This is a genomic window from Clostridium carboxidivorans P7, assembly GCF_001038625.1.
Taxonomy (GTDB): Bacteria; Bacillota; Clostridia; order Clostridiales; family Clostridiaceae; genus Clostridium_AM; species Clostridium_AM carboxidivorans.
On the sequence record NZ_CP011803.1, the window covers coordinates 4,805,417 to 4,831,490 of the forward strand.

Annotated in this window: 30 protein-coding genes; 29 read left to right on the forward strand and 1 reads right to left on the reverse strand. The window is 31.3% G+C overall.

Annotated elements, in window-relative coordinates; all coding sequences use genetic code 11:
- Positions 1-47: 47 nt before the first annotated feature.
- Positions 48-1,526, forward strand: coding sequence for a transcription termination factor Rho (gene rho / locus Ccar_RS21640; RefSeq protein WP_007061652.1), 1,479 nt, complete (start codon positions 48-50; stop codon positions 1,524-1,526).
- A 59-nt stretch (positions 1,527-1,585) separates the two neighbouring features.
- On the opposite strand, the gene rpmE is transcribed toward rho, so the two are convergent.
- Positions 1,586-1,804: a 50S ribosomal protein L31 gene (gene rpmE / locus Ccar_RS21645; protein WP_007061651.1), complete on the reverse strand. Its 219-nt coding sequence runs from the start codon at positions 1,802-1,804 to the stop codon at positions 1,586-1,588.
- A gap of 186 nt (positions 1,805-1,990) precedes the next feature.
- On the opposite strand from rpmE, the gene Ccar_RS21650 reads away from it, so the two are divergent.
- From Ccar_RS21650 to mreB, 28 genes are all read left to right on the forward strand, one after another.
- Positions 1,991-2,593 carry a thymidine kinase gene (locus tag Ccar_RS21650; RefSeq protein WP_007061650.1) on the forward strand — a complete coding sequence of 201 codons (603 nt, stop codon included), beginning with the start codon at positions 1,991-1,993 and terminating at the stop codon, positions 2,591-2,593.
- On the forward strand, positions 2,593-3,540 hold the full coding sequence (locus tag Ccar_RS21655; protein WP_007061649.1) for a DUF1385 domain-containing protein: 948 nt from the start codon (positions 2,593-2,595) through the stop codon (positions 3,538-3,540). Before Ccar_RS21650 ends, Ccar_RS21655 begins: the two co-directional genes overlap by 1 nt.
- A gap of 52 nt (positions 3,541-3,592) precedes the next feature.
- Positions 3,593-4,465 carry a peptide chain release factor N(5)-glutamine methyltransferase gene (prmC, locus tag Ccar_RS21660; RefSeq protein ID WP_007061648.1) on the forward strand — a complete coding sequence of 291 codons (873 nt, stop codon included), beginning with the start codon at positions 3,593-3,595 and terminating at the stop codon, positions 4,463-4,465.
- A gap of 66 nt (positions 4,466-4,531) precedes the next feature.
- Positions 4,532-5,608, forward strand: a complete 1,077-nt coding sequence (gene prfA, locus Ccar_RS21665; RefSeq protein WP_007061647.1) for a peptide chain release factor 1 — start codon at positions 4,532-4,534, stop codon at positions 5,606-5,608.
- A gap of 38 nt (positions 5,609-5,646) precedes the next feature.
- Positions 5,647-6,261 carry a hypothetical protein gene (locus Ccar_RS21670; protein WP_007061646.1) on the forward strand — a complete coding sequence of 205 codons (615 nt, stop codon included), beginning with the start codon at positions 5,647-5,649 and terminating at the stop codon, positions 6,259-6,261.
- An 80-nt stretch (positions 6,262-6,341) separates the two neighbouring features.
- Positions 6,342-7,064 carry a ZIP family metal transporter gene (locus tag Ccar_RS21675; protein ID WP_007061645.1) on the forward strand — a complete coding sequence of 241 codons (723 nt, stop codon included), beginning with the start codon at positions 6,342-6,344 and terminating at the stop codon, positions 7,062-7,064.
- Positions 7,065-7,280: 216 nt separating this feature from the next.
- The gene (locus Ccar_RS21680) at positions 7,281-8,333 is read left to right on the forward strand and encodes an L-threonylcarbamoyladenylate synthase (RefSeq protein WP_007061644.1); all 1,053 of its coding nucleotides are present in this window, start codon (positions 7,281-7,283) and stop codon (positions 8,331-8,333) included.
- Between the two features lie 23 nt (positions 8,334-8,356).
- Entirely contained in the window at positions 8,357-8,815 is a 459-nt protein-coding gene (locus tag Ccar_RS21685) for a low molecular weight protein arginine phosphatase (RefSeq protein WP_007061643.1), read from the forward strand.
- An 81-nt stretch (positions 8,816-8,896) separates the two neighbouring features.
- Positions 8,897-9,346 carry a ribose 5-phosphate isomerase B gene (gene rpiB / locus Ccar_RS21690; protein ID WP_007061642.1) on the forward strand — a complete coding sequence of 150 codons (450 nt, stop codon included), beginning with the start codon at positions 8,897-8,899 and terminating at the stop codon, positions 9,344-9,346.
- 15 nt (positions 9,347-9,361) lie between these two features.
- On the forward strand, positions 9,362-9,991 hold the full coding sequence (gene upp, locus Ccar_RS21695; RefSeq protein ID WP_007061641.1) for a uracil phosphoribosyltransferase: 630 nt from the start codon (positions 9,362-9,364) through the stop codon (positions 9,989-9,991).
- A gap of 190 nt (positions 9,992-10,181) precedes the next feature.
- On the forward strand, positions 10,182-10,670 hold the full coding sequence (locus Ccar_RS21700; protein WP_007061640.1) for a deoxycytidylate deaminase: 489 nt from the start codon (positions 10,182-10,184) through the stop codon (positions 10,668-10,670).
- Between the two features lie 74 nt (positions 10,671-10,744).
- Positions 10,745-11,779: an MraY family glycosyltransferase gene (locus Ccar_RS21705; protein WP_007061639.1), complete on the forward strand. Its 1,035-nt coding sequence runs from the start codon at positions 10,745-10,747 to the stop codon at positions 11,777-11,779.
- Positions 11,780-11,797: 18 nt separating this feature from the next.
- Positions 11,798-12,946 carry a non-hydrolyzing UDP-N-acetylglucosamine 2-epimerase gene (gene wecB, locus Ccar_RS21710; RefSeq protein WP_007061638.1) on the forward strand — a complete coding sequence of 383 codons (1,149 nt, stop codon included), beginning with the start codon at positions 11,798-11,800 and terminating at the stop codon, positions 12,944-12,946.
- Between the two features lie 702 nt (positions 12,947-13,648).
- The gene (locus tag Ccar_RS21715) at positions 13,649-14,011 is read left to right on the forward strand and encodes an ATP synthase subunit I (protein WP_007061637.1); all 363 of its coding nucleotides are present in this window, start codon (positions 13,649-13,651) and stop codon (positions 14,009-14,011) included.
- Positions 14,012-14,027: 16 nt separating this feature from the next.
- Entirely contained in the window at positions 14,028-14,711 is a 684-nt protein-coding gene (locus Ccar_RS21720) for a F0F1 ATP synthase subunit A (protein WP_007061636.1), read from the forward strand.
- 33 nt (positions 14,712-14,744) lie between these two features.
- The gene (atpE, locus tag Ccar_RS21725; protein ID WP_007061635.1) at positions 14,745-14,990 is read left to right on the forward strand and encodes an ATP synthase F0 subunit C; all 246 of its coding nucleotides are present in this window, start codon (positions 14,745-14,747) and stop codon (positions 14,988-14,990) included.
- Between the two features lie 58 nt (positions 14,991-15,048).
- The gene (locus tag Ccar_RS21730) at positions 15,049-15,528 is read left to right on the forward strand and encodes a F0F1 ATP synthase subunit B (RefSeq protein WP_048030420.1); all 480 of its coding nucleotides are present in this window, start codon (positions 15,049-15,051) and stop codon (positions 15,526-15,528) included.
- A gap of 2 nt (positions 15,529-15,530) precedes the next feature.
- Positions 15,531-16,070 carry a F0F1 ATP synthase subunit delta gene (locus Ccar_RS21735; RefSeq protein WP_007061632.1) on the forward strand — a complete coding sequence of 180 codons (540 nt, stop codon included), beginning with the start codon at positions 15,531-15,533 and terminating at the stop codon, positions 16,068-16,070.
- Positions 16,071-16,080: 10 nt separating this feature from the next.
- Entirely contained in the window at positions 16,081-17,595 is a 1,515-nt protein-coding gene (gene atpA, locus Ccar_RS21740) for a F0F1 ATP synthase subunit alpha (protein ID WP_007061631.1), read from the forward strand.
- 22 nt (positions 17,596-17,617) lie between these two features.
- Entirely contained in the window at positions 17,618-18,469 is an 852-nt protein-coding gene (atpG, locus tag Ccar_RS21745; protein ID WP_007061630.1) for an ATP synthase F1 subunit gamma, read from the forward strand.
- 13 nt (positions 18,470-18,482) lie between these two features.
- Positions 18,483-19,883, forward strand: coding sequence for a F0F1 ATP synthase subunit beta (gene atpD, locus Ccar_RS21750; protein ID WP_007061629.1), 1,401 nt, complete (start codon positions 18,483-18,485; stop codon positions 19,881-19,883).
- 71 nt (positions 19,884-19,954) lie between these two features.
- Positions 19,955-20,353 (forward strand): F0F1 ATP synthase subunit epsilon, encoded by a 399-nt coding sequence (locus tag Ccar_RS21755; RefSeq protein ID WP_007061628.1) that lies wholly within the window; start codon positions 19,955-19,957, stop codon positions 20,351-20,353.
- A 221-nt stretch (positions 20,354-20,574) separates the two neighbouring features.
- The gene (locus Ccar_RS21760; protein ID WP_007061627.1) at positions 20,575-21,267 is read left to right on the forward strand and encodes a hypothetical protein; all 693 of its coding nucleotides are present in this window, start codon (positions 20,575-20,577) and stop codon (positions 21,265-21,267) included.
- Positions 21,268-21,291: 24 nt separating this feature from the next.
- Positions 21,292-22,551 carry a UDP-N-acetylglucosamine 1-carboxyvinyltransferase gene (gene murA, locus Ccar_RS21765; RefSeq protein WP_007061626.1) on the forward strand — a complete coding sequence of 420 codons (1,260 nt, stop codon included), beginning with the start codon at positions 21,292-21,294 and terminating at the stop codon, positions 22,549-22,551.
- A gap of 138 nt (positions 22,552-22,689) precedes the next feature.
- A complete protein-coding gene (spoIID, locus tag Ccar_RS21770; RefSeq protein ID WP_048030422.1) occupies positions 22,690-23,733 on the forward strand; it encodes a stage II sporulation protein D in 1,044 nt (347 codons plus the stop codon).
- A gap of 112 nt (positions 23,734-23,845) precedes the next feature.
- A complete protein-coding gene (locus tag Ccar_RS21775; RefSeq protein ID WP_007063638.1) occupies positions 23,846-24,571 on the forward strand; it encodes a M23 family metallopeptidase in 726 nt (241 codons plus the stop codon).
- 108 nt (positions 24,572-24,679) lie between these two features.
- On the forward strand, positions 24,680-24,934 hold the full coding sequence (gene spoIIID / locus Ccar_RS21780; RefSeq protein WP_007063637.1) for a sporulation transcriptional regulator SpoIIID: 255 nt from the start codon (positions 24,680-24,682) through the stop codon (positions 24,932-24,934).
- 101 nt (positions 24,935-25,035) lie between these two features.
- Positions 25,036-26,067 (forward strand): rod shape-determining protein, encoded by a 1,032-nt coding sequence (gene mreB, locus Ccar_RS21785; RefSeq protein WP_007063636.1) that lies wholly within the window; start codon positions 25,036-25,038, stop codon positions 26,065-26,067.
- Positions 26,068-26,074 lie beyond the last annotated feature (7 nt).

The window sequence follows — 26,074 nt, forward strand, 5'->3', positions numbered from 1 at the left end:
AAGATTATAATAAATTGTGAAAACTTAATATTGTGAGGTGTTATTTTTTGGTGACTAAGGATATAGAGGGCATGACTGTTGCTGAATTGAAAGTATTGGCAAAAAGTCTTGGAATTAAGAATATATCTAAGTATAAAAAATCTGAATTGATAGAAGAAATTAAAAAAGTTTCTCCTGCATCTATTGAAAAGGATGGAAAAATACTTAGAGAAAAAATAAGCCCTAAAAGTGAATCAATAGTTAATGACAATGAAGTTCAGTCAGAAAAAGAAACAAAAAATCAGGAAACAAGAGTATTAACTGATAAAAAAACATTAACTGATAAAGTTGAAGAGCATAAAAATAATGAAGAAGAAAAAAGAGAAAAACTCAAAGAGATGATAAACGAATCTGATACAGCAAGAGGAGTACTAGAAATAATAGAAAATAATAATTACGGATTCTTAAGGGGTAGAAATTATTTAACAGGACCAGATGATATATATGTATCACCATCTCAAATAAGAAGATTTAATTTAAAAACTGGTGATGAAGTTCAAGGAAAAGTTAGAATTCCTAAAGAAGGAGAAAAGTTCAAGGCGCTGCTCTATGTAGAAAAGGTAAATGGTGAAAATCCAGAAAGAGCAGTTGGAAGAAAACCATTTGAAACTCTTATTCCTATCTATCCAAATCAAAGATTGAATCTAGAGACTAATCGGGAAAATTTATCAACAAGACTTATGGATATAATATCTCCTATAGGTAAAGGACAAAGGGGAATTATAGTTGCTCCACCTAAAGCAGGTAAAACCACTCTTCTAAAAAGGATAGCTCAAAGTATATCTGCAAATCATCCATTAGTTAAACTCATTGTTGTTTTAATAGATGAAAGACCTGAAGAAGTTACAGACATGCAAAGAAATATTAAAGGTGAAGTTATTTATTCAACATTTGATGAAGAACCTGAACACCATACAAAAGTTGCATATATGGTGCTTGAAAGAGCAAAAAGAATGGTAGAACAGGGGCAAGATGTAGTAATTTTACTAGATAGTATAACAAGACTTTCTAGAGCCTATAATTTAACTATAACTCCTACAGGGAGAACTCTTTCAGGTGGATTAGATCCAGGAGCATTAATAATGCCTAAAAAGTTTTTTGGCGCAGCAAGAAATATAGAAGAAGGCGGCAGTCTTACTATACTTGCTACAGCACTTGTAGAAACAGGAAGCAGAATGGATGACATGATATTTGAAGAATTTAAGGGTACAGGAAATATGGAAGTACATCTTAATAGAAGACTTCAAGAGAGAAGAATATTCCCTGCTATAGATGTATATAAATCAGGAACAAGAAGAGATGATTTATTATTTGAAAATCAAGCAGAGAAAGATGCTGCATTTAATATAAGAAAAGTTTTATATGATGAAAACAATACTCAAAATGTTACAGAGCAGTTGATAAATCTTCTGTCAAAGACAAGAAATAATGAAGAATTTATAAATTTGGCTAGCAAAATGGATATGACTAAGAATGCGGATAAATAATAAAACCTGTCCTTTCGATGTAAAGGACAGGTTTTTCAATAAGTTTTAAGAAAATTAAATTACTTATTATCTTCCATAGTTAAGTTAAATTTCTTCATAAACTTATCAACTCTTCCACCAACGTCAACTAACTTCTGTTTACCAGTGAAGAATGGATGGCATTTAGAGCATATTTCAACTTTTAGTTCTTTTTGAGTTGAACCAGTTGTAAAAGAGTTTCCACATGCACACTTAACTACCGCATCGTGATGGTATTCTGGATGTATGCCGTTTTTCATATTTTTCACCTCTCTCAGTTTGAGGATGTACCTCTATTTTAACTATTGTATTATAACACAATGGCTGAGATTAAGTCAATGAATAAATTGTTTAAAACAACTCTTTAATATATATATCGGGTCTGTTAAAATATATTTGTTTAATAAAACAGTTTAAAAAAGTTAAAATGTAGAGGGGTTAATAGCATGAGTAAATTATATTTTAGATATGGAGCTATGAATTGTGGTAAATCTACTAATTTACTTCAAGTGGCTCATAATTATGAAGAAAGGGGAATGAAGGTTATAATTATAAAACCTTATACTGATACCAAAGGAGGAGATAAAGTTATCTCTAGGTTGGGAATAAAAAGAAAAGTGGATATGTTACTTGATGAAAATGAGAATGTTTACGAAAGAGTAGACAAATATGTTGAGGAAAATGGAAAAATAGATTGTATTTTAGTGGATGAAGTACAATTTTTTAAAAAAAATCAGATAGATGAACTATTCAAAATAGCAGTAATTAAGGACATTCCAACTATATGCTATGGACTTAGAACTGACTTTCAAATGAATGGTTTTGAAGGAAGTGAAAGATTACTTTTATTAGCACACAGCTTAGAAGAGCTAAAGACTATATGCAATTGTGGTAAAAAAGCACTTGTAAACGGAAGAAAAATAAATGGTGAATTTGTATTTGAAGGTAAACAAATAGCTATTGATAAAGAAGATAATGTTGAATATGAGCCATTATGTCCAAAATGCTATTTTGAATATAAAATGAAATGTAAAAATGGGGTGAGATAATGTCGGTTAAGACTTCGGTTGGAGGACAGGCTGTAATTGAAGGCGTAATGATGAGAGGAATGAAGGGTATAGCTACAGCTGTAAGAAAACCCAATGGAGAAATTGTTGTAGACAGGAAAGAATCTATACCTTATACAAAGAGAAATAAACTAATGGGATTGCCTATTTTAAGAGGATTTATATCCTTAATAGAATCCTTAGTAATAGGTATAAATACATTAAATTATTCTGCATCCTTTTTTGAAGAACCTGAAGAGGAGGAAAAGCCTAGTAAATTAGACAAATGGTTTCAAAGCGTATTTAAGGATAAAAGTGATGATGTGCTTATGGGAATAACATTGATTATATCCATAGGAATAGCCACATTATTATTTTTTATATTGCCTACCTTTGCAGCTAATATTTTTAAAAGGATAGGAATTTATAGCACTATAGGTTTAAATATAATTGAGGGTATTATAAGGGTGCTAATCTTTTTAACATATATATACCTTATAGGTAAGATGGATGATATAAACAGGGTTTTTCAATATCATGGAGCAGAACACAAAACTATATTTTGTTATGAAAATGATATGGAGCTTATACCTGAAAATGCTAAAAAATTTCAAAGATTTCATCCAAGATGCGGAACTAATTTTTTATTTTTGGTTATGATAGTAAGTATAATATTATTTTCGTTTACTGGATGGAATAGTTTGTGGCAAAGGATACTATATAGAATTATACTTTTACCTATAGTTTCAGGGATTACTTATGAAATTATTAAATGGATGGGAAAGAGTGATAGTATTTTATCAAAAATAACCTCTTATCCAGGACTTATGCTTCAAAAGCTTACCACAAGGGAACCTGATTTGGAGCAGCTAGAAGTGGCTATAAAGGCTCTTAAGTGGGCAGAAGGTATAGAAACGGAAGAAAATCAAGAATTAAAAAATGAAAATTAGTATTGTTTACTAAGATTAAATAAAGTAATATAATGAGGAATGGAGAAAATGTATGGAGAAGGAACAATTTAATATTGGGAAACTCTTAAAGTTTGGATATGAAGCACTAAGGTCAGTAGGAATAGATAGTTATCAAATAGATTGTGAACTTCTTCTTGGAAAAGTAATAAAAAAGGATAGACTTTTTATACTTTTAAATAGAGATTATAAAGTAACTGTTAATGAAGAGCAAGAATATTGTAATTTTATTAACCTTAGAAAGCAGAAGATGCCTATAAAGTATATATTAGGTGAATGCGAATTTATGGGACTTGATTTCTATATAAAAGAAGGAGTACTAATTCCGAGACCTGATACAGAAGTTTTAGTAGAACTAGCTATAAAGTGCATAAAAGAACAAAAATTAAAAAATGCATGTGATGTATGCTGTGGAAGCGGTGCAATAGGTATATCCATTGCAAAATTTGTAGAAGATATAAAAGTTAAGTGCAGTGATATTTCCAATATTGCCTATGAAGTTACTTTAGAAAATATTAAAAGGTTTGAACTTGAACATAAGGTGGAAGTTATAAAAAGTGATTTGTTAAATTATTTTATAAATAATAAAGAAAAGTTTGATATAATAATTTCAAACCCACCATATATAAGAGAGGATGTTATTCCAACATTAATGGAGGATGTAAAGAACTATGAACCTTATGAGGCATTAAGTGGGGGGCAAGACGGTTTGGATTTTTACAGAAAAATCACATTGCAAAGTTTAAAATTGTTGAATAACAATGGATTCTTATTATTTGAAATAGGATATGATCAAAAAGATTCTGTAAGCAGCATATTGGAACAGAACGGTTTTACTGATATAAGTTGCATAAAGGATTTAGCAGGTAAGGATAGAGTTATAAAAGGAAAAAGGGAAATCAGTTGATAGTTATAAAAGTATTGTGATATAATTATTAATTGTGAAAATATTTATACGGAGTGATAAAAAAGTATGTTAGAAAGACTTGAGTTTATAGAAAATAAATATGAGGAATTATCAGCAAAAATAAGTGATCCGTCAATTATGGCAGATCAAAAAGAATGGCAGAAGTTATGTAAAGAACATGCAGAATTAGAAACGTTAGTAATAAAGTATAGACAATATAGAAAAGCTGAAGAAGAATTGGAAAGCAACAAAGAAATGCTAAAAGATGAAACAGATAAAGATATGAGGGATATGATCCAAGAGGACATAAAAGAACTTGAAGCTTCTATGGATGAGGCACGCCAAGAATTGAGAATACTGCTTTTACCTAAAGATCCTAATGACGATAAAAATGTATTTGTGGAAATAAGAGGTGGAGCAGGTGGAGAGGAAGCAGCATTGTTTGCTGCAAATCTTACAAGAATGTATACTAGATATGCAGAGCGAAAAGGCTGGAAAGTTGAAACTATAAGTTTGAATGCTACAGATATAGGTGGATTTAAAGAAATTGTATTTATGATAAAGGGTGCAGGAGCTTATAGTAGATTAAAGTATGAAAGTGGAGTTCACAGAGTTCAAAGGGTTCCAGATACAGAATCTAGCGGAAGAATACATACATCAACAGCTACAGTAGCAGTTTTGCCTGAAGTTGATGATGTTGACTTAGTTATAAATGCTAATGATATAAGGATAGATGTGTTTAGAGCATCAGGACATGGTGGACAGTGCGTTAATACTACTGATTCAGCAGTAAGAATTACTCACTTGCCAACAGGACTCGTAGTTTCTTGTCAAGATGAAAAGTCTCAACTTAAGAATAAAGAAAAAGCTATGAAGGTACTTAAATCTAGATTGTTTGAAAGAGCAGAGGCAGAAAGAAGTGCAGGTATAGCTGAGGATAGAAAGAGTCAAGTTGGTACTGGTGATAGAAGTGAAAGAATAAGAACTTATAACTACCCACAGGGAAGAGTTACAGATCACAGAATAGGACTTACTTTATATAAATTAGATTCCTACTTAGATGGAGATATAGATGAAGTTATAGATGCACTTATAACTACAGATCAAGCAGAAAAAATGAAGGCTATGGGAAATAATGAATAATTAATTTTGTTTATTAATTTTATGAAAAGAGGGAAACTATGAATATAGATAAAGCCATTAGAAAGCGTAAAAAGTCTTACAAAAGATTCATGCTGTCTATGTGCTTTATTTTTTTTATGTTACCGGCACTACTTATTTTTTTGAAAAAATTTTATATATTCTATATAGTTTATTTGGTAGTTATAGAGTTGCTTATACTACTGGCAATTTGTATAAAAATTAATAAAGAATCTCTTACATTTCAATATGATGAATATAAGTTAAAAATAAGTTTGGGATTAGCCGGTAAAAAAATCAATATAGCTGGTGACAAGATTGTTCTGGTTCATGTGGAAAATGTTGTGTTAAAGGATACTAGGGAAAAAGATTTTAAAATTATATTGCTTTCTAAATCCAAGTTTAGGAGTGATAGAATGCTGTCTGTTAGTATTAATTTTTTAAAAAATCATCCATATGTAGCTTGCGAATATAATAGAATTAAAATCATGCATCCAGAAAATGAATATTACTATACTATAATAAAAAGAGGAGGCATAAATAAATATCCTCTTTTAGATCTTATATATAAAAATTGTGTTTATGCTGAATTTACAGAAGAAGCAGTGGAAAAAATAAAGTTCTACCGTGAAAACTCTGAGAATTATAAAATTTAAATGTAGATAAAATTAATAGCATATATGATAGATAAGATAAATAAAATAGTTTATATAGTAATAAGTAAAAGAGTGATTTTTTGGGGGATAATATAATTTATATTGTAGTTGTGGGAAGTATTGTATCATTAATAGGAACTATGATAGGTGCTTCGCTGGGGGTTATAGTAAAAAAACCATCTGATAAAATGCTAGGAGCAATGATTGGATTTGCTGGAGGTCTTATGCTATCTGTAGTTGTATTTGACTTAATTCCAGAAGCTCTTACAAAATGGAGTTTTGGATGGACTTTGATATTTTGTATAGTTGGAATTATAGTGATAGCATTTATTGATACTAAAGTAAACATAGATAGCATAAATGGACATTTAAAAGTTGCATTTATGGCTGCATTAGGACTTATGATTCATAATTTTCCTGAAGGAATAATTATGGGGTGCGGATTTGCAGCAGGAACTACGCTTGGGATTAAGATGAGTTTAATAATTGCAGTTCATGATATACCAGAAGGTATCGCTGTTGCAGCTCCACTTATGGCATCTAGGGTAAAAGTGCCTAAAATATTATTGTATGCTTTTATAACGGCTTTTCCTACAGCTATAGGTACTTGGGTGGGTGCGTACATAGCTAATATATCTGTAAATGTGTTAGCTGCTTGTTTATCCTTTGCATCTGGTATAATGTTATATGTAGTTTGTGGAGAGATGATACCAGAGTCCTCTAAGTTATGGGAAGGATTAACCAGTACTATTGGAATATTAGCAGGATTAATAGTAGGATTTACAATGGTAAATATATTATAAATTGCTTGTAGACTGTTGAAATTTAGAATTAAGTTTCCGGTCTTTTTTTTATTATAAAAAATAGTAAGTCAAGTTGTAAAGGGTTTGAAATTTAAGTATTATTAAGGTATAATTATCAATTAAGCCTGTGTTTGGAATTAGTATTTATATAAAAAACACATTTTAACTTTTGTTTACTAGTAAAATAACTTTATAAAAAAGGTGGTAAATATAGGGATGAATACGAAAATAAAAATGATAGATGAAAAAAATTTGGATAGAGATATTATAATAGAAGCAGCAAATGTTATAAAAGAAGGTGGACTTGTAGCTTTTCCAACAGAAACTGTTTATGGGCTTGGAGGTAATGCGTTAAACCCTTCTGCTGTAAAAAAGATTTTTGAAGCTAAAGGAAGGCCTCAGGACAATCCTGTAATAGCGCATATAGCAGATTTTAAAGAAATAAATGCATTGGTAAAGGAAATACCGGAAGTGGCAAAAAAGCTTATGGAAAAGTTTTGGCCAGGTCCTATGACATTAATACTACAAAAGTCAGAAATTGTACCAGATGTGACAACTGCAGGATTAAAATGTGTTGGCATTAGAATGCCGTCGAACATTATAGCTAGGGAGTTTATAAGAGCTTGCGGTGTTCCTATAGCAGCTCCATCAGCTAATATTTCAGGAAGGCCAAGTCCTACAGATGTAGAGAGATGCATAGAGGATATGGATGGCAAAATTGACTATATTATTGGTGGAGAAATGTGTGATATTGGAGTGGAGTCAACAGTAATAGATTGTACTGTACAGCCAGTGTGCATTTTAAGACCTGGTGGAATAACTCTTGAAATGTTGAAAGAGGTAGATAAGGATGCATATATAGATCCTGCTATAATGAAAAAACCTGATAAGGATTTTAAACCTAAAGCACCTGGAATGAAGTACAAACACTATGCACCAAAAGCGCATGTAAAAATTGTTGCAGGAGATTTGCAAAAAACTATTGCAAAAATCAATGAAATAGTGCAAAATTATATAGGTGAAAATAAATCTGTGGGTATAATGGCTACGGATGAAACAAAAAAATACTACAAAAATGGAATAGTGGTATCATTGGGTAGTAGAGAAGATATGATAAGTATATCAAAGAATTTATTTGAAACACTTAGAAGTTTTGATGATAAGGGTGTAGACGTAATAGTGTCTGAAGCTTTTGAAGAAATTGGTGTTGGAGTAGCAATAATGAATAGGCTGCAGAAGTCTGCTGGATTTGATATTACTACAGTTTAAGTTTTATTTTTAGGAGGTTAAACATGAAAAACATACTATTTGTTTGTACGGGTAATACTTGTAGAAGTTGTATGGCAGAATCCATATTCAATTATTTATGTGATATTGAAGATGTAAAAGCTATTTCCGCAGGAATATCTATAGTAAACAATAGTAAAACCTCTAAAAATTCTGCTGAAGTTGTTAAAGAGAATATAGGAATTGATATAAGTGATAGAAAGGCTGTTAGAATTACTTATGATATGGTAGAAAATTCTGAAACTATTTTAACTATGACTGAGAGTATTAGAAATGTTTTATATGAGGTTTTTCCTGAGTTTAAATATAAAATGTTTACTTTAAATGAATATGTTTCAGTGAATAGTGATATACTTGACCCTTTTGGCAGTGATATACAAGTTTATAAAAAAACTTATACTCAATTAAGGAGTAGTATTATTTTACTGTTGAGAAAATTAAAGGAAGATATGGGCATTAATTAAATGTTATTATCTTCTTTTTTTGCGGCTTGATGACAGTTAAATATTTAAATTAGTTATATAAATTTAGTTGGAGGTATTTATATGAAAATTGCTTTAGGAAGTGATCATGCTGGATTGCCTTTAAAAAAGGAAATTATAACCCATTTAGAAGGTAAAGGTATTCAAATTGAAGATTTTGGTACTTATACAGAATCATCATGTGATTATCCTGAATTTGCACTAAAGGTTGCAGAAGAAGTAGCTGCTAAAAATTTTGATTTTGGTATATTGGTTTGTGGCACAGGTATAGGAATAAGTATAGCTGCTAATAAAGTACCTGGAATAAGAGCTGCAGTATGTGGTGATACATTTAGTGCTCATGCCTGCAGAGAACATAATGATGCCAATATATTAACATTAGGTCAAAGAGTAGTTGGTTTAGGATTAGCATTAGATATAGTAGACATTTTCCTAGATACAAAATTTGAAGGTGGTAGACACCAGAAAAGAATAGATAAAATTTCAGATATTGAAAAAAAGTATTCTAAATAATTAGGGGGAATAAAAATGAGTAAAGTAACACAAATAGCACATCCATTAATATTACACAAATTATCCTTTATAAGAGATAAAAATACTGGTTCTAAAGATTTTAGAGAATTAGTAGAAGAAGTAGCAATGCTTATGGCTTATGAAGTAACTCGTGATTTACAGTTAGAGGAAGTAGAAATAGAGACTCCTATATGCAAAACTAAATGTAAGATGCTTGCAGGTAAAAAAGTAGCTATAGTGCCTATATTAAGAGCAGGACTTGGAATGGTTGATGGCATGTTAAAACTTATACCAGCTGCAAAGGTAGGACATATAGGTCTTTATAGGGATGAAAAAACATTAAAACCAGTAGAATATTTTTGTAAACTTCCACAAGATATAGAAGATAGAGAAGTTATAGTTACTGACCCTATGCTTGCTACAGGTGGATCATCTGTAGATGCTATAACTTTATTAAAGAAAAAGGGTGCTAAAAATATAAGATTAATGTGTCTTATAGCAGCACCAGAGGGTATAAAAGTAGTTATGAATGCACATCCAGATGTAGATATATATGTTGCATCAGTAGATGAAAAGTTAAATGAAAGTGGTTATATAGTACCTGGACTTGGAGATGCAGGAGACAGATTATTTGGTACAAAATAAAATAACAAGCGGTGATATTTTCACTGCTTTTTATTTTTTGTGTAAAATAAATTGAAATTATAATAGGTAATGAGACTTTTAATTACATCCTTTTTAGTATAAAATAAGAGGGGAGTCTATGTGCTTCATAAAATCACACTTTATTTGTAAAAGTTTGATATGAAAATTTATTAAAGTTATGGAGGACAACATGATAAGAATTGATAAGGATAATTATTACTTAGATATATGTGAGACTGTTTTGGAAAGAGGCACTTGTATAAGGAGAAATTTTGCAGCTATAATTGTTAAAAATGATGAAATAATAGCTACAGGGTATACAGGAGCACCAAGAGGAAGAAAAAATTGCTGTGATTTAGGATATTGTAAAAGAGAACATTTAAATGTACCAAGAGGAACAAGATATGAGCTATGCAGATCAGTTCACGCTGAGCAAAATGCAATTATATCATCTAGACGACAAGATATGATAGGAACTACTATGTATTTGGTTGGTAAAGAACATAAAACAGGAGAATATGTGAATAACGCATCACCTTGTGCACTTTGCAAAAGGTTTATAATTAATTCAGGTATTGAAAAAGTTATTATACGAGATACTAAAACTCTCTATAGAGAGATAAATGTTACTGAATGGATTGAGAATGATGATTCCTTAGATGGAGAAGCTGCATATTGATAATTATATATATGTAAAGTAGGAACTTTCTAATACAAATGGCGAAGTTTTAATCAATAAAGGAAGGTTAATATATGAATAACTTATATATTTTGGCGATAATTTCAATAATAATTTCAGCAGCACTTACTCCATTAGTGAAGAGATTTGCTGTAAAAATAAAAGCTATAGATATTCCAAAAGATAATAGAAGGGTACATAAAAAGCCTATACCTCTCCTTGGAGGGCTTGCTATATATTTTTCGTTTATTATTACAGTAATTGCAAAAGCAGGGGATTTAACTAGATCAGAGATGGGAATAATAATAGGAGCCACAATAATAGTTATAGGTGGATTTTTGGATGATAAATTTGACATAAGACCATGGCAAAAACTATTGTTTCAAATAGCAGCAGCCTTATCTTTAGTTATTTTTGGGGTAAGCATAGAAAGAATAACTAATCCTTTTGCTGCACCTGGAATAGATACATATGTAAGCATAGGCATGTTATATATACCTTTAACTATAATATGGGTAGTTGGTATTACTAATGCACTTAATTTAATAGATGGCTTAGATGGTTTGGCAGCAGGAGTTGCATTTATATCAGCGGTAACTATTCTTATAATAGCTTTAATGAATACTAGGCATGATGCAGCAGTACTAACTTGTATACTGGCTGGTTCGATATTAGGTTTTTTACCCTACAATTTTAATCCGGCTTCTATATTTATGGGAGATACAGGCGCCCAACTTTTGGGGTTTTTACTTGCAGCTATATCCATAGAAGGAGCTATAAAGTCTGCAGCAGCTTTTGCTATAGCAGTACCTATATTAGCACTAGGTATACCAATATATGATATTCTTTTTGCAATGATTAGAAGAAAAATAAATGGTAAACCAATTATGCAAGCAGATAAGGGACATTTGCATCATAGATTATTAGATATGGGACTTACTCAGAGGCAGGCAGTTATAATAATGTATTTGATAAGTGCAGTTCTTGGCAGCTTTGCAATAATTGCTATGCAAATAAGTACCCAAAAGTCATATTTCCTATTGGCTATGGTTATGGTAGTGTTGGTAGTAATAGCATGGAAATTTGGATTTTTTGAACATAGAGAATAAGATGATGGAGGGATACTCATGGATAAACTTAAAGTTATAACAATATTTGGTACAAGACCTGAAGCTATAAAAATGGCTCCTCTTGTTAAAGAACTTGAAAAAAAAGAACAAATTGATACCAAGGTTTGTGTAACTGCACAACATAGGGAAATGTTAGATCAGGTTTTAGAGCTTTTTGACATAAAGCCAGATTTTGATTTGAACATAATGAAAACAAAGCAGAGTCTTACAGGTATAACCACAAGAGTTTTAGAAGGATTAGAAGAAATATTTGAGCAAGAGAAGCCGGATTTAATTTTGGTACATGGAGATACGACAACAACTTTTGCAGGAGCATTAGCTGCTTTTTATCAGAAAATAAAGGTTGGTCACGTAGAAGCAGGACTTAGAACTTATGATAAGTATTTTCCATTTCCAGAAGAGATGAATAGAAAGCTTACAGGTGCTGTAGCTGACATGCATTTTGCACCAACACCAGGATCAAAAATGAATTTATTAAGAGAAGGTGTAGACCCAAATTCCATATTTGTAACAGGAAATACAGTAATAGATGCTATGGAGTTTACTGTAGACGATAAATATGTATTTAAAAATAGTGAACTCAATAATATAGATTACAATGGAAAAAAGGTAATAATGGTAACAGCTCATAGAAGAGAAAATTGGGGTAAGGGAATAGAAAATATATGCTATGCATTAAGAGATATTGTAAATGAGAATAAAGATGTAGAAATAGTATATCTTGTTCATTTAAATCCTGTAGTTAAAAATGTTGTATACAAAATTTTAGGTGATGTAGATAGAGTTCACCTATTAGCACCATTGGATACAAAGGAAACTCATAATTTAATGAATAGATGCTATATGGTTATGACAGATTCAGGTGGACTTCAAGAGGAAGCTCCTCATCTTGGAAAACCTGTACTTGTGCTTAGGAATGTTACAGAGAGACCGGAAGCTGTAAAGGCTGGTACTGTAAAACTTGTAGGAACAGATATAAGCACTATAAAAAAAGAGGCTAATGATTTAATTACAAATTGTAAGGAATACGATAGTATGAGCAAAGCTATAAATCCTTATGGAGATGGTAAGGCATCTCAAAGAATATCAGCATCAATATTGAAGTATTTTGGAATAGAAAAAAGTGAATATGAGGAATTTAGCTAGAAAATGTGAATTTTCTAGCTATTTTATGAAATAAGGAAAGTGAAATATGTAATTGAATGTATAAATAGCAACAATTTACGTTGATGTTATTATAAAATTTGACTATTGTCTTACAATTGATTTCATAATTCAGAAAAAAATTAAAGTTTGTCTTTTATAATTTGAAAAGTAGAGTATAATTATAAGTGTAAATTAATTGAATTATAGTGAAATTAATTTAATGTAAATATATATTTTAAAAATATTTTAAGAATATTTTAAGAAAAATTAAATTTTCGACAGTGAAAATCTTCAAAATTGACTTGAAGTTTAAAATTTTCCCACTAGTCTGAAAACGATAAAGTAAGCATAAACAAGAGGATTATAGCAGCATGATAAATATTCAGACAATTCAAAAAAGTGAGAGGAAAAAATGTAGTTTTCTAAAAACGTAGCAAATTTAAAAAAATAGGAGAAATGAAAATAAAATTCAATTATATTGTTAAAAAATCGACTATTAAAGCTAAATATTAATTATATAAGCAAAATGTAGCGTTTTATTTATATTTCTTTAGATTATATAATAAGTTATCATGTGAAAATAGAGAGTAAAATGAAAGCCTAAGGTTGTTTTTAAGGCATGTTCAGAAAATTTTCAATTCAGTATTAGTATGATTCAAGAACAGTTTATCTAGAATGTTTATCTTAGTGGAGGAATTTCAGTTGAATGAAGAAATTTTAGATATGATAAAAAAAGTATCTATTATTAATTTTATACTTGGTTGTATAATTGCTATTGGTGTTCAAATTATAATAAAAAATTATGGAGTAATTATACTTCTTGGAACTATAATTGCAATAATTAATTTTAGTGTTAATGGGATAGTAGGTGGATTAATATTTGAAAGATTTAAAAATTCATCGACATCTTTGTATATAATAAGTTTTATTTTTAGAGTGGTACTTGCTGTAGGAATAGGATATGTGGTTTTTAAGCATAATAATTACAGTGTAGTTCCGTATTTATTTGGATATACATCTCATTTAGTGGGAGTATATATATATTCAGTTATTAAAAGTAATTAAGAAAGGATGTGAGAAAGTGGAAGAGTTGCAACCATTGTTTTCAATAAATCTAGGGTCATTTAACATAGGAATAACCTCTAGCATTATTACACAATGGATTCTTATTATTCTTATAGCTATTTTAGCTAAAGTTTTTACACAAAACCTAAAAAAAGTGCCTGACAAGAAGCAAAGTGTTGTTGAAATGTTATTTGAAACAATAAGAAATGTAGTTAGCGAAAATATGGGGCAAGAGTATGTTGGATTTGTACCATACATAGGAACCCTTGCAATTTTTATTTTGGTTATGAATATTGCTCCATTAATTGTTGGAGCTAAAGCACCAACAGAAGACTTAAGCGTGGCAGCTGGTTTAGCATTAATAACATTTGTTATAGTGCAAGTTAATGCTATAAAGAAGGTTGGATTTGGAAAATATTTAACAGCTTATGCCCAACCAGTAGTGCCTCTATTACCACTTAATATTGTGGAAAGATTAGTACTTCCAGTTTCATTAAGTCTCCGACTATTTGGTAATATGACTGCAGGTGCTGTAATAATTTCGATGATGTATCAAGGATTGGGTAGTTTAGCGTGGTTTTCTCAATTACTAATACCTATACCTTTCCATGCTTTCTTCGACTTGTTTGATGCATCAATACAAATGGTAGTGTTTGTTATGTTAACAATGATGAATATAAAAATTATAGCTGAACACTAACGATAATTTATTATTTAAGGAGGATTTTTTATTATGAATTTAGATGCGCACTCATTTATATCAGGTATGGCAGCAATCGGTGCAGGTTTAGCTGCTATAGGATGTTTAGGTGGAGGTATTGGAGTTGGTACTGCTGCTGGAAAAGCAGTTGAAGGAGTTTCAAGACAGCCTGAAGCAAGTGGTAAAATACTAAGTACATTCTTTGTAACTGCTGCATTATCAGAAGTAACAGCTATCTACAGCTTATTGATAGCTATTATGTTAGTATTTAAAGTTTGATTTAAGCTAGTGACCTCACCAGTTTACATATACTTAGAGGGGAGGATTGAGATTCAATATGGAAATTAATATTGGAAGAGTTGTAATAACTATAATAAACTTTATAATACTATATTTAATTTTAAAACACTTCTTCTTTAAAACTGTGGATGATACAATCACAAACAGACAGAATGAAATTGATTTTAAAATTAAAAGTACTAATGAAAATGAGCAAAAATCTAAGCAACTAGTTCTTCAACACGAAGAATTATTAAAGAGCTCTAGACAAGAAGGAAAAGGTATTGTTGAAGAATATAAAAATAAAGCTGAAAAAGTTTCCTCAGACATATTGAAAGAAGCTCATGAAGAAGCTGAAACTATAGTAAAAAGAGCTAAGCTTGAGGCTGAAAGAGAAAAAGAAAAAGCAACTGATGAAATAAAGAATCAAGTTGTAGATTTAGCTGTTTTAGTATCTTCAAAAGCTTTAGAAGAATCTATAGATGAAGATCAGCATAGGAGACTTATTAAAGACTTTATAGCTAAGGTAGGTATCTAACTATGCATGAATATTTAGATAGAAGGTACGCTCTTGCACTTTATGAAATTGCAGAGGAAAAAGGAAAAGTAGAGCAGTATTTACAAGAATTAAGAGAAATAGTAGCTCTAATAAATGAAGATAAAGACTTTGTGGGATTAATAGAGCACCCACAAGTTAGTACTTCAAGTAAAAAAGAACTTTTCATTAAGGTGTTTAAGGGTAAAGTAGATGAAGATTTGTTAGCTTTTCTATTAGTTCTTATAGAAAAGGGAAGAATACTTCAGCTTGAAGGTAAGCTTAAACAAATGGAAAACATTTATCTTGAAAAGAATAATACGGCTGTAGCTAAAGTAAAAACAGTTGTTGCTTTAAAAGATGATGAAAAGAAAAGTTTAGTGTTACAATTAGAAAAAAAATATAATAAGAAGATTTTATTGGAAGAAGAAATAGATGAAAGCATAATTGGCGGAGTTTATGTTCAAGTAGGAAATGAAGTAATAGATGGAACAGTAAAATCTAAAATCGATGAAATGAAAAAAATAATGCTTAAGAGAGATTAGAGGTGAGCCTATGAATATAAAACCTGAAGAAATAACTTCAATTATAAAACAGGAAATACAAAAGTATGAAAAGAAAATAGAAACAGTTGATTCAGGTACAATAATTCAGATTGGTGATGGTATAGCCAGAGTTTATGGTCTTAACGATTGTATCGCTGGAGAGCTTCTAGAATTTCCAAATGATGTCTATGGCATGTCTCTAAACCTAGAACAAGACAACGTAGGTTGTGTTCTTCTAGGTTCTGAAAAAGGTATAAAAGAAGGAGACATAGTTAAAAGGACTGGAAAGGTTGTTGAAGTACCAGTTGGAGATGCAATAGTAGGAAGAGTTGTAAATTCTCTTGGACAGCCCATAGATGGTAAAGGTCCTATAAAAACTGCAGAAACAAGAGCAGTTGAAATTAAGGCACCTGGTGTTATTCAAAGACAATCTGTTAAACAGCCATTGCAGACAGGTATAAAAGCTATAGATTCATTTATACCAATAGGAAAAGGTCAAAGAGAACTTATTATAGGAGACAGACAGACAGGTAAAACTGCAATAGCAACAGATACAATAATTAACCAAAAAGGTAAAGATGTAATTTGTATATATGTTGCTATAGGACAGAAACAATCTACTGTCGCTCATATAGTTAATAATCTTACTGAAGCAGGGGCTATGGATTATACAATAATTGTATCATCATCAGCATCAGAAACAGCACCATTACAGTACATTGCACCATATGCAGGATGTACTATGGGTGAATATTTTATGCATCAAGGAAAAGATGTACTTATAATATATGATGACTTATCTAAGCATGCAGTTGCTTATAGAACAATGTCATTATTGCTTCGTAGAGCACCAGGAAGAGAAGCGTTCCCTGGAGATGTTTTCTATTTACATTCAAGATTGCTTGAAAGAGCTGCAAAGCTTTCAGATAAGCTTGGTGGAGGATCACTTACAGCTCTTCCTATAATAGAGACACAAGCAGGAGATGTTACAGCGTACATACCAACTAACGTTATTTCAATAACAGATGGTCAGATATTCCTTGAGTCAGAATTATTCAATGCAGGACAAAGACCAGCAGTTAATGCTGGTATATCAGTATCCAGAGTTGGTGGTAATGCCCAAATTAAAGCAATGAAGCAAGTTTCAGGAACACTAAAACTTGATCTTGCACAATATAGAGAACTTGCTGCTTTTGCACAGTTTGGTTCAGATCTTGATGGAGAATCAAAGAGAAGACTTGAAAAAGGTAAGAGATTAATAGAAATACTAAAACAACCTCAATATAAGCCAGTACCAGTAGAAGATCAGATAATGATTATGTATGCGGCAGTTAACAATAAGTTAATGGATATTGAAGTAGAAAGTATAAAGAAATTTGAAAAAGAATTCTTAGAATATATGAATACTCATCATAAAGAAATTGGTGAAGAAATAGTAACTAAAAAAGTATTATCAGATGAGTTAAAAGAAAAGCTTGGCAGTGCTATAGAAGAATTCAAAAAAATATTTTTAGCAGAGGTATAATTCCCTTTGCGGGAGGTGAATTATGGCAGGGGCAGGACTTGTTGAAATTAAAAGAAGAATTAAGTCAGTAACTAGTACCCAGAAAATAACAAATGCCATGTGTGTTGTTGCCACCTCTAAACTTAGGAAAGTCAGGACTAAATTGGAGGTAAATCAAAAATACTTTGATGCTTTCACAGAAATTGCTAATGATATTGTAAGAGGTGTTGAAGGAAGAAGTATTTATGTACATGGTAATAAAAGTGATAAAAAACTTTATATTACACTTAGCTCTGATTCGGGACTTTGTGGAGGATTCAATGCTAATGTAGTAAACCAAACTGCAGAATTAGTATCAAAAGATAAAGAAAACTCTGTGTTAATGTCAGTAGGTCAAAAAGGAAGAATGTATTTTAATAGATTAAAATATGAAACTGCGGCAGAATACGTAGATATACCTGATATACCTACTTTAAAAGAAGCAGAGGCTATAACTTATAAAGCACTTGATATGTATCGAAATTCTGAAGTTGGAGAAGTGTATGTAGTATATACCAAATTCTTTACAACTGTAAAGCAATCGGTTAATATACAGAAAATACTTCCTTTGGAAAACAAAAGTGGCGAATCAACAGCACGTTTTGTTAAGTTTGAACCACCAATTGATCAAATAATAGATGATATGGTGGTTATGCAGTTAAAACAACAAATATTAAATTATATGCTTCATTCTAAGGCCAGTGAACAAGGTTCAAGAATGGCAGCTATGGATGGAGCAACTAAGAATGCTAATGATTTAATAGAGGATCTAAATCTTAAATATAATAGAGAAAGACAAGGCGCTATAACTCAGGAAATAACCGAGATAATCGGAGGCGCAGAAGTTCAAAAATAAGGGAGGGACACTAATGCCAAATATAGGCAAAGTTGTTCAGGTTATAGGACCTGTAGTAGATATAAAGTTTAATACAGAACACCTTCCTAATATATATAATGCCATAGAAATAGATATGGGAGATGCTGGTAAACTTGTTACTGAAGTAGAACAGCATGTTGGAGACGATATAGTTAGAACTGTATCTATGGAAGGAACAGATGGCTTAAGAAGAGGTGTAGATGCAGTAGATACAGGTGCACCAATATCTGTACCAGTTGGAGAGGAAGTTTTAGGAAGACTTTTCAATATGTTAGGACAGCCAATAGATGAATGTGGAGATTGTAATGCTACTATGACATATCCTATTCATAGACCAGCACCAAGTTTTGAAGATCAATCTGTTTCACCAGAAATGTTTGAAACAGGAATTAAAGTTATAGATCTTATAGCACCATACCAAAGAGGTGGAAAAATAGGACTATTTGGTGGTGCCGGTGTTGGTAAAACAGTTCTTATTCAAGAACTTATAAACAATATAGCAAAGGAACACGGTGGATTATCAGTATTCACAGGTGTTGGAGAAAGAACAAGAGAAGGTAACGATCTTTATTATGAAATGAAGGAATCTGGCGTTATAGACAAAACTGCTCTAGTATTCGGACAAATGAACGAACCGCCTGGAGCTAGAATGAGAGTTGCTTTAACAGGACTTACTATGGCTGAGTACTTTAGAGATAAAGGTCAGGATGTGCTTCTATTTATAGATAACATATTCAGATTTACTCAGGCTGGTTCCGAAGTTTCAGCGTTACTTGGTAGAATACCTAGTGCGGTTGGATATCAACCAACACTTGCAACTGAAATGGGTGCTCTTCAAGAAAGAATAACATCCACAAAACAGGGATCTATTACATCTGTTCAGGCCGTATATGTACCTGCAGATGACTTGACAGATCCAGCACCAGCAACTACGTTTGCGCATCTTGATGCTACAACAGTTCTTTCAAGATCTATATCAGAGCTTGGAATATATCCAGCAGTTGATCCTCTTGAATCAAGTTCAAGAATATTGGATCCAAGAATTGTAGGAGAAGAACATTATGAAATAGCTTCAAGTGTAAAACATATACTTGAAAGATATAGAGAACTTCAAGATATAATAGCAATACTTGGTGTAGATGAACTTCCAGAAACAGATAGATTGGTAGTTGTAAGAGCTAGAAGAATTCAAAGATTCTTATCACAACCATTTAGCGTTGCAGAACAGTTTACAGGCATGAAAGGTGCTTATGTTCCAATAAAAGAAACTATAAGAGGTTTTAAAGAAATACTTGATGGTAAATATGATAATTTACCAGAAGCAGCATTCCTTTTTGCTGGAACTATAGAAGAAGTTGTTCAAAAAGCTAAATCTATGATGGAAGAAAGCTAATCCTTTTAGTTTTAAGTTAGACAGATTATTACTGTCTAACTTAATAATTTATTTGTGAGAAGGAGATTAATATGGCAAATGCTTTTAAGTTAACTATCCTTACTCCCGAAAAAGAATTTTACATTGGAGAAGTGGTAGAATTAATAACAGATACTACCCAAGGTCGTATAGGAATTCTTGCAAATCATATGCCTTTAGTGACTCCTTTAAGACCTACTGTCACAGAGTTTACTACAAGTGATGGTAAAGAACTTAAAGCATTTACATCCAGTGGCATACTTGATGTAAAGGATAATTTAGTAGAATTCTTATGTGATTCTTGTGAATGGCCAGAAGATATAGACTTAGAGAGAGCAAAATCTGCTAAAGAAAGAGCTGAGAATAGATTAGCTGAACCAAAAGATAATGTTGATATAAAAAGGGCAGAATTAGCTTTAGCTAGAGCTATGGCTAGACTTGATTTAAAATAAAATTTATACTAAAATAGCGTGAAACTTATGTTTCATGCTATTTTTTTTATGAGAAATTTTGCACATTTTTATGTGTAAATTTATATATTGATAGTATCTTAAGACAACCCCCTATATTATAAGTAAAAAGATGAATATTTTAACTAATACTAGTTCATAATGTAAATGGAAGAAAAAGGGGGGTGGCAAGCTCTTTAAAATAATTTTTTAGAGCGTAGTTTATGAAAAAGAAAAAAGTTATTTTCTTAACCGTTTTTTTTATAATTGGAATTATACTTTTAATTTCAGACTTTTCACTAGCTAGTAAGGATTTGGATCTATTTAATGATATTTTACAAATAACAAATAGTAAAACAGTTGAATATGGTATAACAGCATCATTTATAACAGATAAAAATGGAGAAAAGGTTTGTAATGATATATTGAAAAAAATGAGTTTTATTGATGCAAAAAATAAGTCTGTGTTGAAAAATGAAAAAAAGTATTGTATAGAATTTGGTAAAAATAATACAAATGGTTACATAGAAACCATGAAATATGAAAACCATAATATTATAACAATAAACTTAGTGGAAAAGAGTAATAAGAATCTATTAAATGATATGAAGCGTGATTTAGAAAAATGCATAGATGATGGAAGTGTAACCGTTAAATATTATCAATACTTAAAATCACAAGTTTATGATGATGTTGATATAACAAATGATAAAATTTTAAAAACGTTAAAAAATCATGGAGCATCCAACATTACTACTGTAGCATTAAAAAATGGATATAGTTCTACATTATATACAGGACTATACGATGCAATGCAAAGTAATGGCAAGTTAATGGATTTTAATTATGCTGTTTGTAAGTATAATTCAGGTAATTATATAATTATGGGTACGCCTGAAATACTCACGGCATATTAGCAATTATAGAATGGAGGATAAAACATGAATAAAATATCAGTAATGGGAGGAAGAAAATTAGAGGGAGAGGTAAATATAAGTACTGCTAAAAATTCTGTTTTACCAATAATAGCAGCTAGTATATTAAGTGGAGAAAAATGTGTAATTGATGAAGCACCTATGTTAGAAGATGTATTTGTTATAAGTGATGTACTTAGAACTATTTCCACAGATATAAATATTAATGAGGAAGCTAATAGAATAGTAATAGATAGTTCAAATATAAAGGATTGTGAGCCTTGCAGTAGTTTAGTAAAAAAGATGCGAGCATCTTTTTTAATTATGGGGCCTATGATATCAAGATTTGGAAAGTTTAAGCTATCCTTACCAGGTGGATGTAATATAGGAACTAGACCAATAGATTTGCATTTAAAGGGATTTAGCGCATTAGGAGCAGAAGTAAATGTAGGCCATGGATATGTGGAAGCTCAAGCTAAAAAGCTTGTAGGAAATAAAATATATTTAGATTTCCCTTCTGTAGGAGCAACAGAAAATATAATGATGGCTGCAGTTATGGCTGAAGGGGAGACTATTATAGAAAACGCAGCTGAAGAACCTGAGATTGAAGATTTAGGCAAGTATTTAAATAATATGGGTGCTAACATTATAGGAGCTGGCACAGACACTGTTCGTATAATTGGAGTTAAAAATATGAAAGGAACTACACATAAACCTATATGTGATAGAATAGAAGCTGGCACATTTATGGTAGCAGCAGCTATAACTAGAAGTAAAATTAAAATAAATGGAGTTAATGAAGAGTATTTAAAACCTATCATAGCAAAGTTAACTGAAGCAGGAGTAAAAATAACCTCAGATGGAAATAGCATTTACGTAGATGCAGATAGAGATCTTAAACCTATTGATATTAAAACTATGCCATATCCAGGTTTTCCTACTGATATGCAGTCTCAAATGGCAGGACTTTTGTGTACAATAAAAGGTACCAGTGTAATAACGGAAACAATTTTTGAAAATAGGTTTATGCATGCGGCTGAAATGAAGAGAATGGGAGCAAATATAAAAATTGATGGTAGAAGTTCTATTATAGAAGGTGTGGATAAATTAACAGGCGCAGAGGTTAGAGCTACTGACTTGAGAGCAGGAGCTGCACTTATACTTTGTGGTTTAGTAGCAGAGGGTGAAACAGAAATTACAGATGTATATCATATAGATAGAGGATATGTTTCTATAGAAAAGAAGTTACAAGGGTTAGGAGCAGATATTCGGAGGATAATGGTATAAGGTCCTACAATATTAATATATTAAGTTAAAGAGAAGATTAGAACAAAATCTTCTCTTTTTTTATTGCAGTAATAATTTTTAATAGCCATTAATAATATTATATTGATATACTTGGCAAAAGTAAGGAGAGATACTTATATGAAAAATATTAATGGATCAATACATTTAAAAAAACTTTTATTACTGATATTTACTGGCATAGTGTTGGCTATAGTGTTATCTATATTTGTATTAGAAATAGGTGAAATTAGTAATAAGTTTGGAAAGTCAATACCTAAATTTTTCATTAAATCCAGCGATGTAGTGTTTAATAAGGAAAACGTAAAAATAAAGGTGTATATAACAAAAGAAAATAAAGTACAGGAAATTCCTTTAGAGGAATATATAAAGGGTGTTGTGGCATCTGAGGTGCCAGCAGAGTTTTCTTTAGAAGCCTTAAAAGCACAAGCTGTAGCGGCAAGAACTTTTGCATTAGCTCATATGGAATCTTTCGGAGGGCATAAGTATAAAAGTAATACTGGTGCTGATGTATCCGATACAACTCAGTGTCAAGTCTTTATGAATAAAGAAGATAGATTTAAAACTTGGGAGGTTAATAAAAGAGAGGAATATTGGAGCAAAATAAGTAAAGCGGTTGAAGAAACTTCTGGAGAATATTTGACATGTGATAATAAGTTGGTAATGGAACCATACTATTTTTCTGTAAGCAGTGGTAAAACCGAAGATTGTTTAGATGTGTTTTCTGATAATATTCCTTATCTAAAAAGTGTAAATAGTTCTGGAGAAGAGGGTGCATATAAACGAGAAAGTTCAGTTAAAGTATCATATAGTGAATTTATTAATAAAATAAGTTCTAAATATACCAATTGTGGTCTGTCCATGGCTAATATAAAAAATCAAGTTCAAATAAAATCCAAAACTAAGGGTGGTTCAATAAAGGAAATAGCAATAGGACAAGTTACTTTATCTGGTACTGAATTTAGAAGCATTATGGGTTTGAATTCTGCTAATTTTAGTATTAAATTTAATGATAATAATATAGAAATGGATTGTAGTGGCTATGGTCATGGAGTTGGAATGAGTCAGTGGGGAGCAAATGCTATGGCTAAGTCTGGAAGCAGTTATAAAGAAATATTAAAACATTATTATACTGGAGTTGAAATTAGCAAAATTTCACGTTAAAGAGGCATTGCCTCTTTTTTTATTTTAAATATAAGAAAATAATAGAAAATTTTTTTATAAAATATGTATTTTTTACTATACTCTGGACAAACTACAAAAAGGAGGTGTTCATATGGACAAAAAATTTTTGAACAAAGTAACTAACTTTTTTAAGAAGGAGGGCTTTTATGTAATACTCTTTGTTTGTTTATGTATTGTAGCTACAGTGGCAGTTTTGACTGCTAAGTCTAGCAAAAATGCTAACAATGCACTAATACAACAACAAAATACTCAAGCACAAGATAAAGCAAAAAAAGAGACAGCTAAGGGAAATAATGAGTCATCTTTAAATTATGACAATGCCCTTCAAGTAAAAAAGGAGTCTAAACCACAAGTAGTTGTACCTAAGAGCGGAACAAAATCACAGAGTGTATCTAATTCAGTTAGTACTTCTTTAAGTAAGCCGGTAGAAGGCAGTTTGGCAAGAGCTTATTCTGAAGATCCAGTATATTGGGATTCTACATCAAGCTATAGACCTAATCTTGGATTAGATATAAAAGCAGATATAGGTAAACCAGTAATGGCTGCTATGGATGGAAAAGTAGAAGAAATTGATACTGCCACTCAAGATGGTATGAAAATTGTTATAAATCATCAAAATGGATTAAAAACAGTTTATTCTAATTTAGATCAAAAGGTAAAAGTTTCAAAGGGTCAAAGTGTAACTAAAGGTACAATCATAGGAATTGTTGGGAAAACTACATTGAGATCAGCTTATGAAAAATATGGGGATCACTTACATTTTGAAGTTTTAAAAGGAAATGATTTTGTTGATCCAGCAAAGTATGTAAAATATTAATTTTTAAGCCGTTTTCTGATATGTTTATCGGAAAATGGCTAACCTGATGAATTTAAAAATTGTAAACAGCATATTTATAAATATAGAAGGATTAGGGAGGTAGCATCCTTGAAAGATTACATTGAAGAAAGAGTTTTAGAAGTAGCAAATTATATTATAGGTTCAAAGGCTACAATAAGAAAAACAGCCAAAGTTTTTGGAGTAAGTAAAAGTACTATACACAAAGATATGACAGAAAGGTTACCTAAAATAAATCCTCAAATTGCTAGAGAGGCTAAGACTATTCTGGACTATAATAAGGCAGAAAGACATATAAGAGGTGGAAAAGCAACAAAAATGAAATATAAAGCTATTGAAGGTTAAAAACATTCCTATTATAATTAAGTAAGTAGATATAATAAAAAGAGGAAAAATTAGCATTTTTATTATAAAAAAGCATGGAAAGATTAGGAGTGAGCATAGGAATGTTTTTTAGTATAGGAACTGATATGGGAATTGATTTAGGGACAGCCACAGTACTTGTTTATATTAAAGGCAGGGGGGTAATTTTAAAGGAACCTTCTGTAGTTGCTGTAGATAGAAGTAGAAATAAGGTATTAGCTGTAGGTGAAGAAGCATGGCAAATGATAGGTAGAACGCCTGGAAATATTGTGGCAATTCGTCCTTTGAGAGATGGGGTTATATCTAATTATGATATAACAGAAAAAATGCTTAAGTATTTTATAACTAAGGCTTGTGGCAAAAAGAGAATGTCCGCACCAAGAGTAGTAGTGTGTGTTCCATGCGAGGCTACAGAAGTTGAAAAAAGAGCTGTGATTGATGCTGCCAAAAATGCTGGTGCAAAAAAAGTATTTTTAATTGAAGAACCGCTAGCAGCAGCTATTGGAGCAGGTCTTGACATAACAAAAGCAAGTGGGAATATGGTAATAGATATTGGAGGAGGTACTACTGATGTTGCAGTTATTTCTTTAGGGGGAATAGTTGTAAGAGCTTCCATAAAAGTTGCGGGAGACAAGTTTGATGAGTGTATCATGAAATATATAAAAAAAGAGCATAAACTAATGATTGGAGAAAGAACATCAGAGGACTTAAAAATAAATATAGGTTCTGCATTTAAGAGAGAAGAAAAAATGATTATGGAAATAAGAGGACGAGACTTAATTACAGGTCTTCCCAAAAATATAACTGTATCCTCAGATGAAATGAGGGAAGCATTGAAGGAGGCAGTAAATTCTATAGCAGAAACAACTCATGCAGTGCTTGAAAGAACACCACCTGAACTAGCAGCAGATATAGCAAATAAGGGTATAATTATGACCGGTGGAGGAGCATTACTTAGTGGTCTTAGCGATTTAATACAAGAGGTAACCAAGGTTCCGGTATGTGTAGCAGAAGATGCTGTGTCTTGTGTAGCGCTAGGAACAGGAAAGGTGTTAGAGTATTTAGATAAAATGGAAGTTACTTTTACTGGTGACGATATAACCTTAATAGATTAAAATGAAA

Coding starts and splice junctions, on each gene's coding strand:
- rpmE (WP_007061651.1), bottom strand. CDS start 1,804: ATGAAAAACGGCATACATCCAGAATACCATCACGATGCGGTAGTTAAG.
- Ccar_RS21650 (WP_007061650.1), top strand. CDS start 1,991: ATGAGTAAATTATATTTTAGATATGGAGCTATGAATTGTGGTAAATCT.
- Ccar_RS21655 (WP_007061649.1), top strand. CDS start 2,593: ATGTCGGTTAAGACTTCGGTTGGAGGACAGGCTGTAATTGAAGGCGTA.
- prmC (WP_007061648.1), top strand. CDS start 3,593: ATGGAGAAGGAACAATTTAATATTGGGAAACTCTTAAAGTTTGGATAT.
- prfA (WP_007061647.1), top strand. CDS start 4,532: ATGTTAGAAAGACTTGAGTTTATAGAAAATAAATATGAGGAATTATCA.
- Ccar_RS21670 (WP_007061646.1), top strand. CDS start 5,647: ATGAATATAGATAAAGCCATTAGAAAGCGTAAAAAGTCTTACAAAAGA.
- Ccar_RS21680 (WP_007061644.1), top strand. CDS start 7,281: ATGAATACGAAAATAAAAATGATAGATGAAAAAAATTTGGATAGAGAT.
- Ccar_RS21685 (WP_007061643.1), top strand. CDS start 8,357: ATGAAAAACATACTATTTGTTTGTACGGGTAATACTTGTAGAAGTTGT.
- rpiB (WP_007061642.1), top strand. CDS start 8,897: ATGAAAATTGCTTTAGGAAGTGATCATGCTGGATTGCCTTTAAAAAAG.
- upp (WP_007061641.1), top strand. CDS start 9,362: ATGAGTAAAGTAACACAAATAGCACATCCATTAATATTACACAAATTA.
- Ccar_RS21700 (WP_007061640.1), top strand. CDS start 10,182: ATGATAAGAATTGATAAGGATAATTATTACTTAGATATATGTGAGACT.
- Ccar_RS21705 (WP_007061639.1), top strand. CDS start 10,745: ATGAATAACTTATATATTTTGGCGATAATTTCAATAATAATTTCAGCA.
- wecB (WP_007061638.1), top strand. CDS start 11,798: ATGGATAAACTTAAAGTTATAACAATATTTGGTACAAGACCTGAAGCT.
- atpE (WP_007061635.1), top strand. CDS start 14,745: ATGAATTTAGATGCGCACTCATTTATATCAGGTATGGCAGCAATCGGT.
- Ccar_RS21730 (WP_048030420.1), top strand. CDS start 15,049: ATGGAAATTAATATTGGAAGAGTTGTAATAACTATAATAAACTTTATA.
- Ccar_RS21735 (WP_007061632.1), top strand. CDS start 15,531: ATGCATGAATATTTAGATAGAAGGTACGCTCTTGCACTTTATGAAATT.
- atpA (WP_007061631.1), top strand. CDS start 16,081: ATGAATATAAAACCTGAAGAAATAACTTCAATTATAAAACAGGAAATA.
- atpG (WP_007061630.1), top strand. CDS start 17,618: ATGGCAGGGGCAGGACTTGTTGAAATTAAAAGAAGAATTAAGTCAGTA.
- atpD (WP_007061629.1), top strand. CDS start 18,483: ATGCCAAATATAGGCAAAGTTGTTCAGGTTATAGGACCTGTAGTAGAT.
- Ccar_RS21755 (WP_007061628.1), top strand. CDS start 19,955: ATGGCAAATGCTTTTAAGTTAACTATCCTTACTCCCGAAAAAGAATTT.
- Ccar_RS21760 (WP_007061627.1), top strand. CDS start 20,575: ATGAAAAAGAAAAAAGTTATTTTCTTAACCGTTTTTTTTATAATTGGA.
- murA (WP_007061626.1), top strand. CDS start 21,292: ATGAATAAAATATCAGTAATGGGAGGAAGAAAATTAGAGGGAGAGGTA.
- spoIID (WP_048030422.1), top strand. CDS start 22,690: ATGAAAAATATTAATGGATCAATACATTTAAAAAAACTTTTATTACTG.
- Ccar_RS21775 (WP_007063638.1), top strand. CDS start 23,846: ATGGACAAAAAATTTTTGAACAAAGTAACTAACTTTTTTAAGAAGGAG.
- mreB (WP_007063636.1), top strand. CDS start 25,036: ATGTTTTTTAGTATAGGAACTGATATGGGAATTGATTTAGGGACAGCC.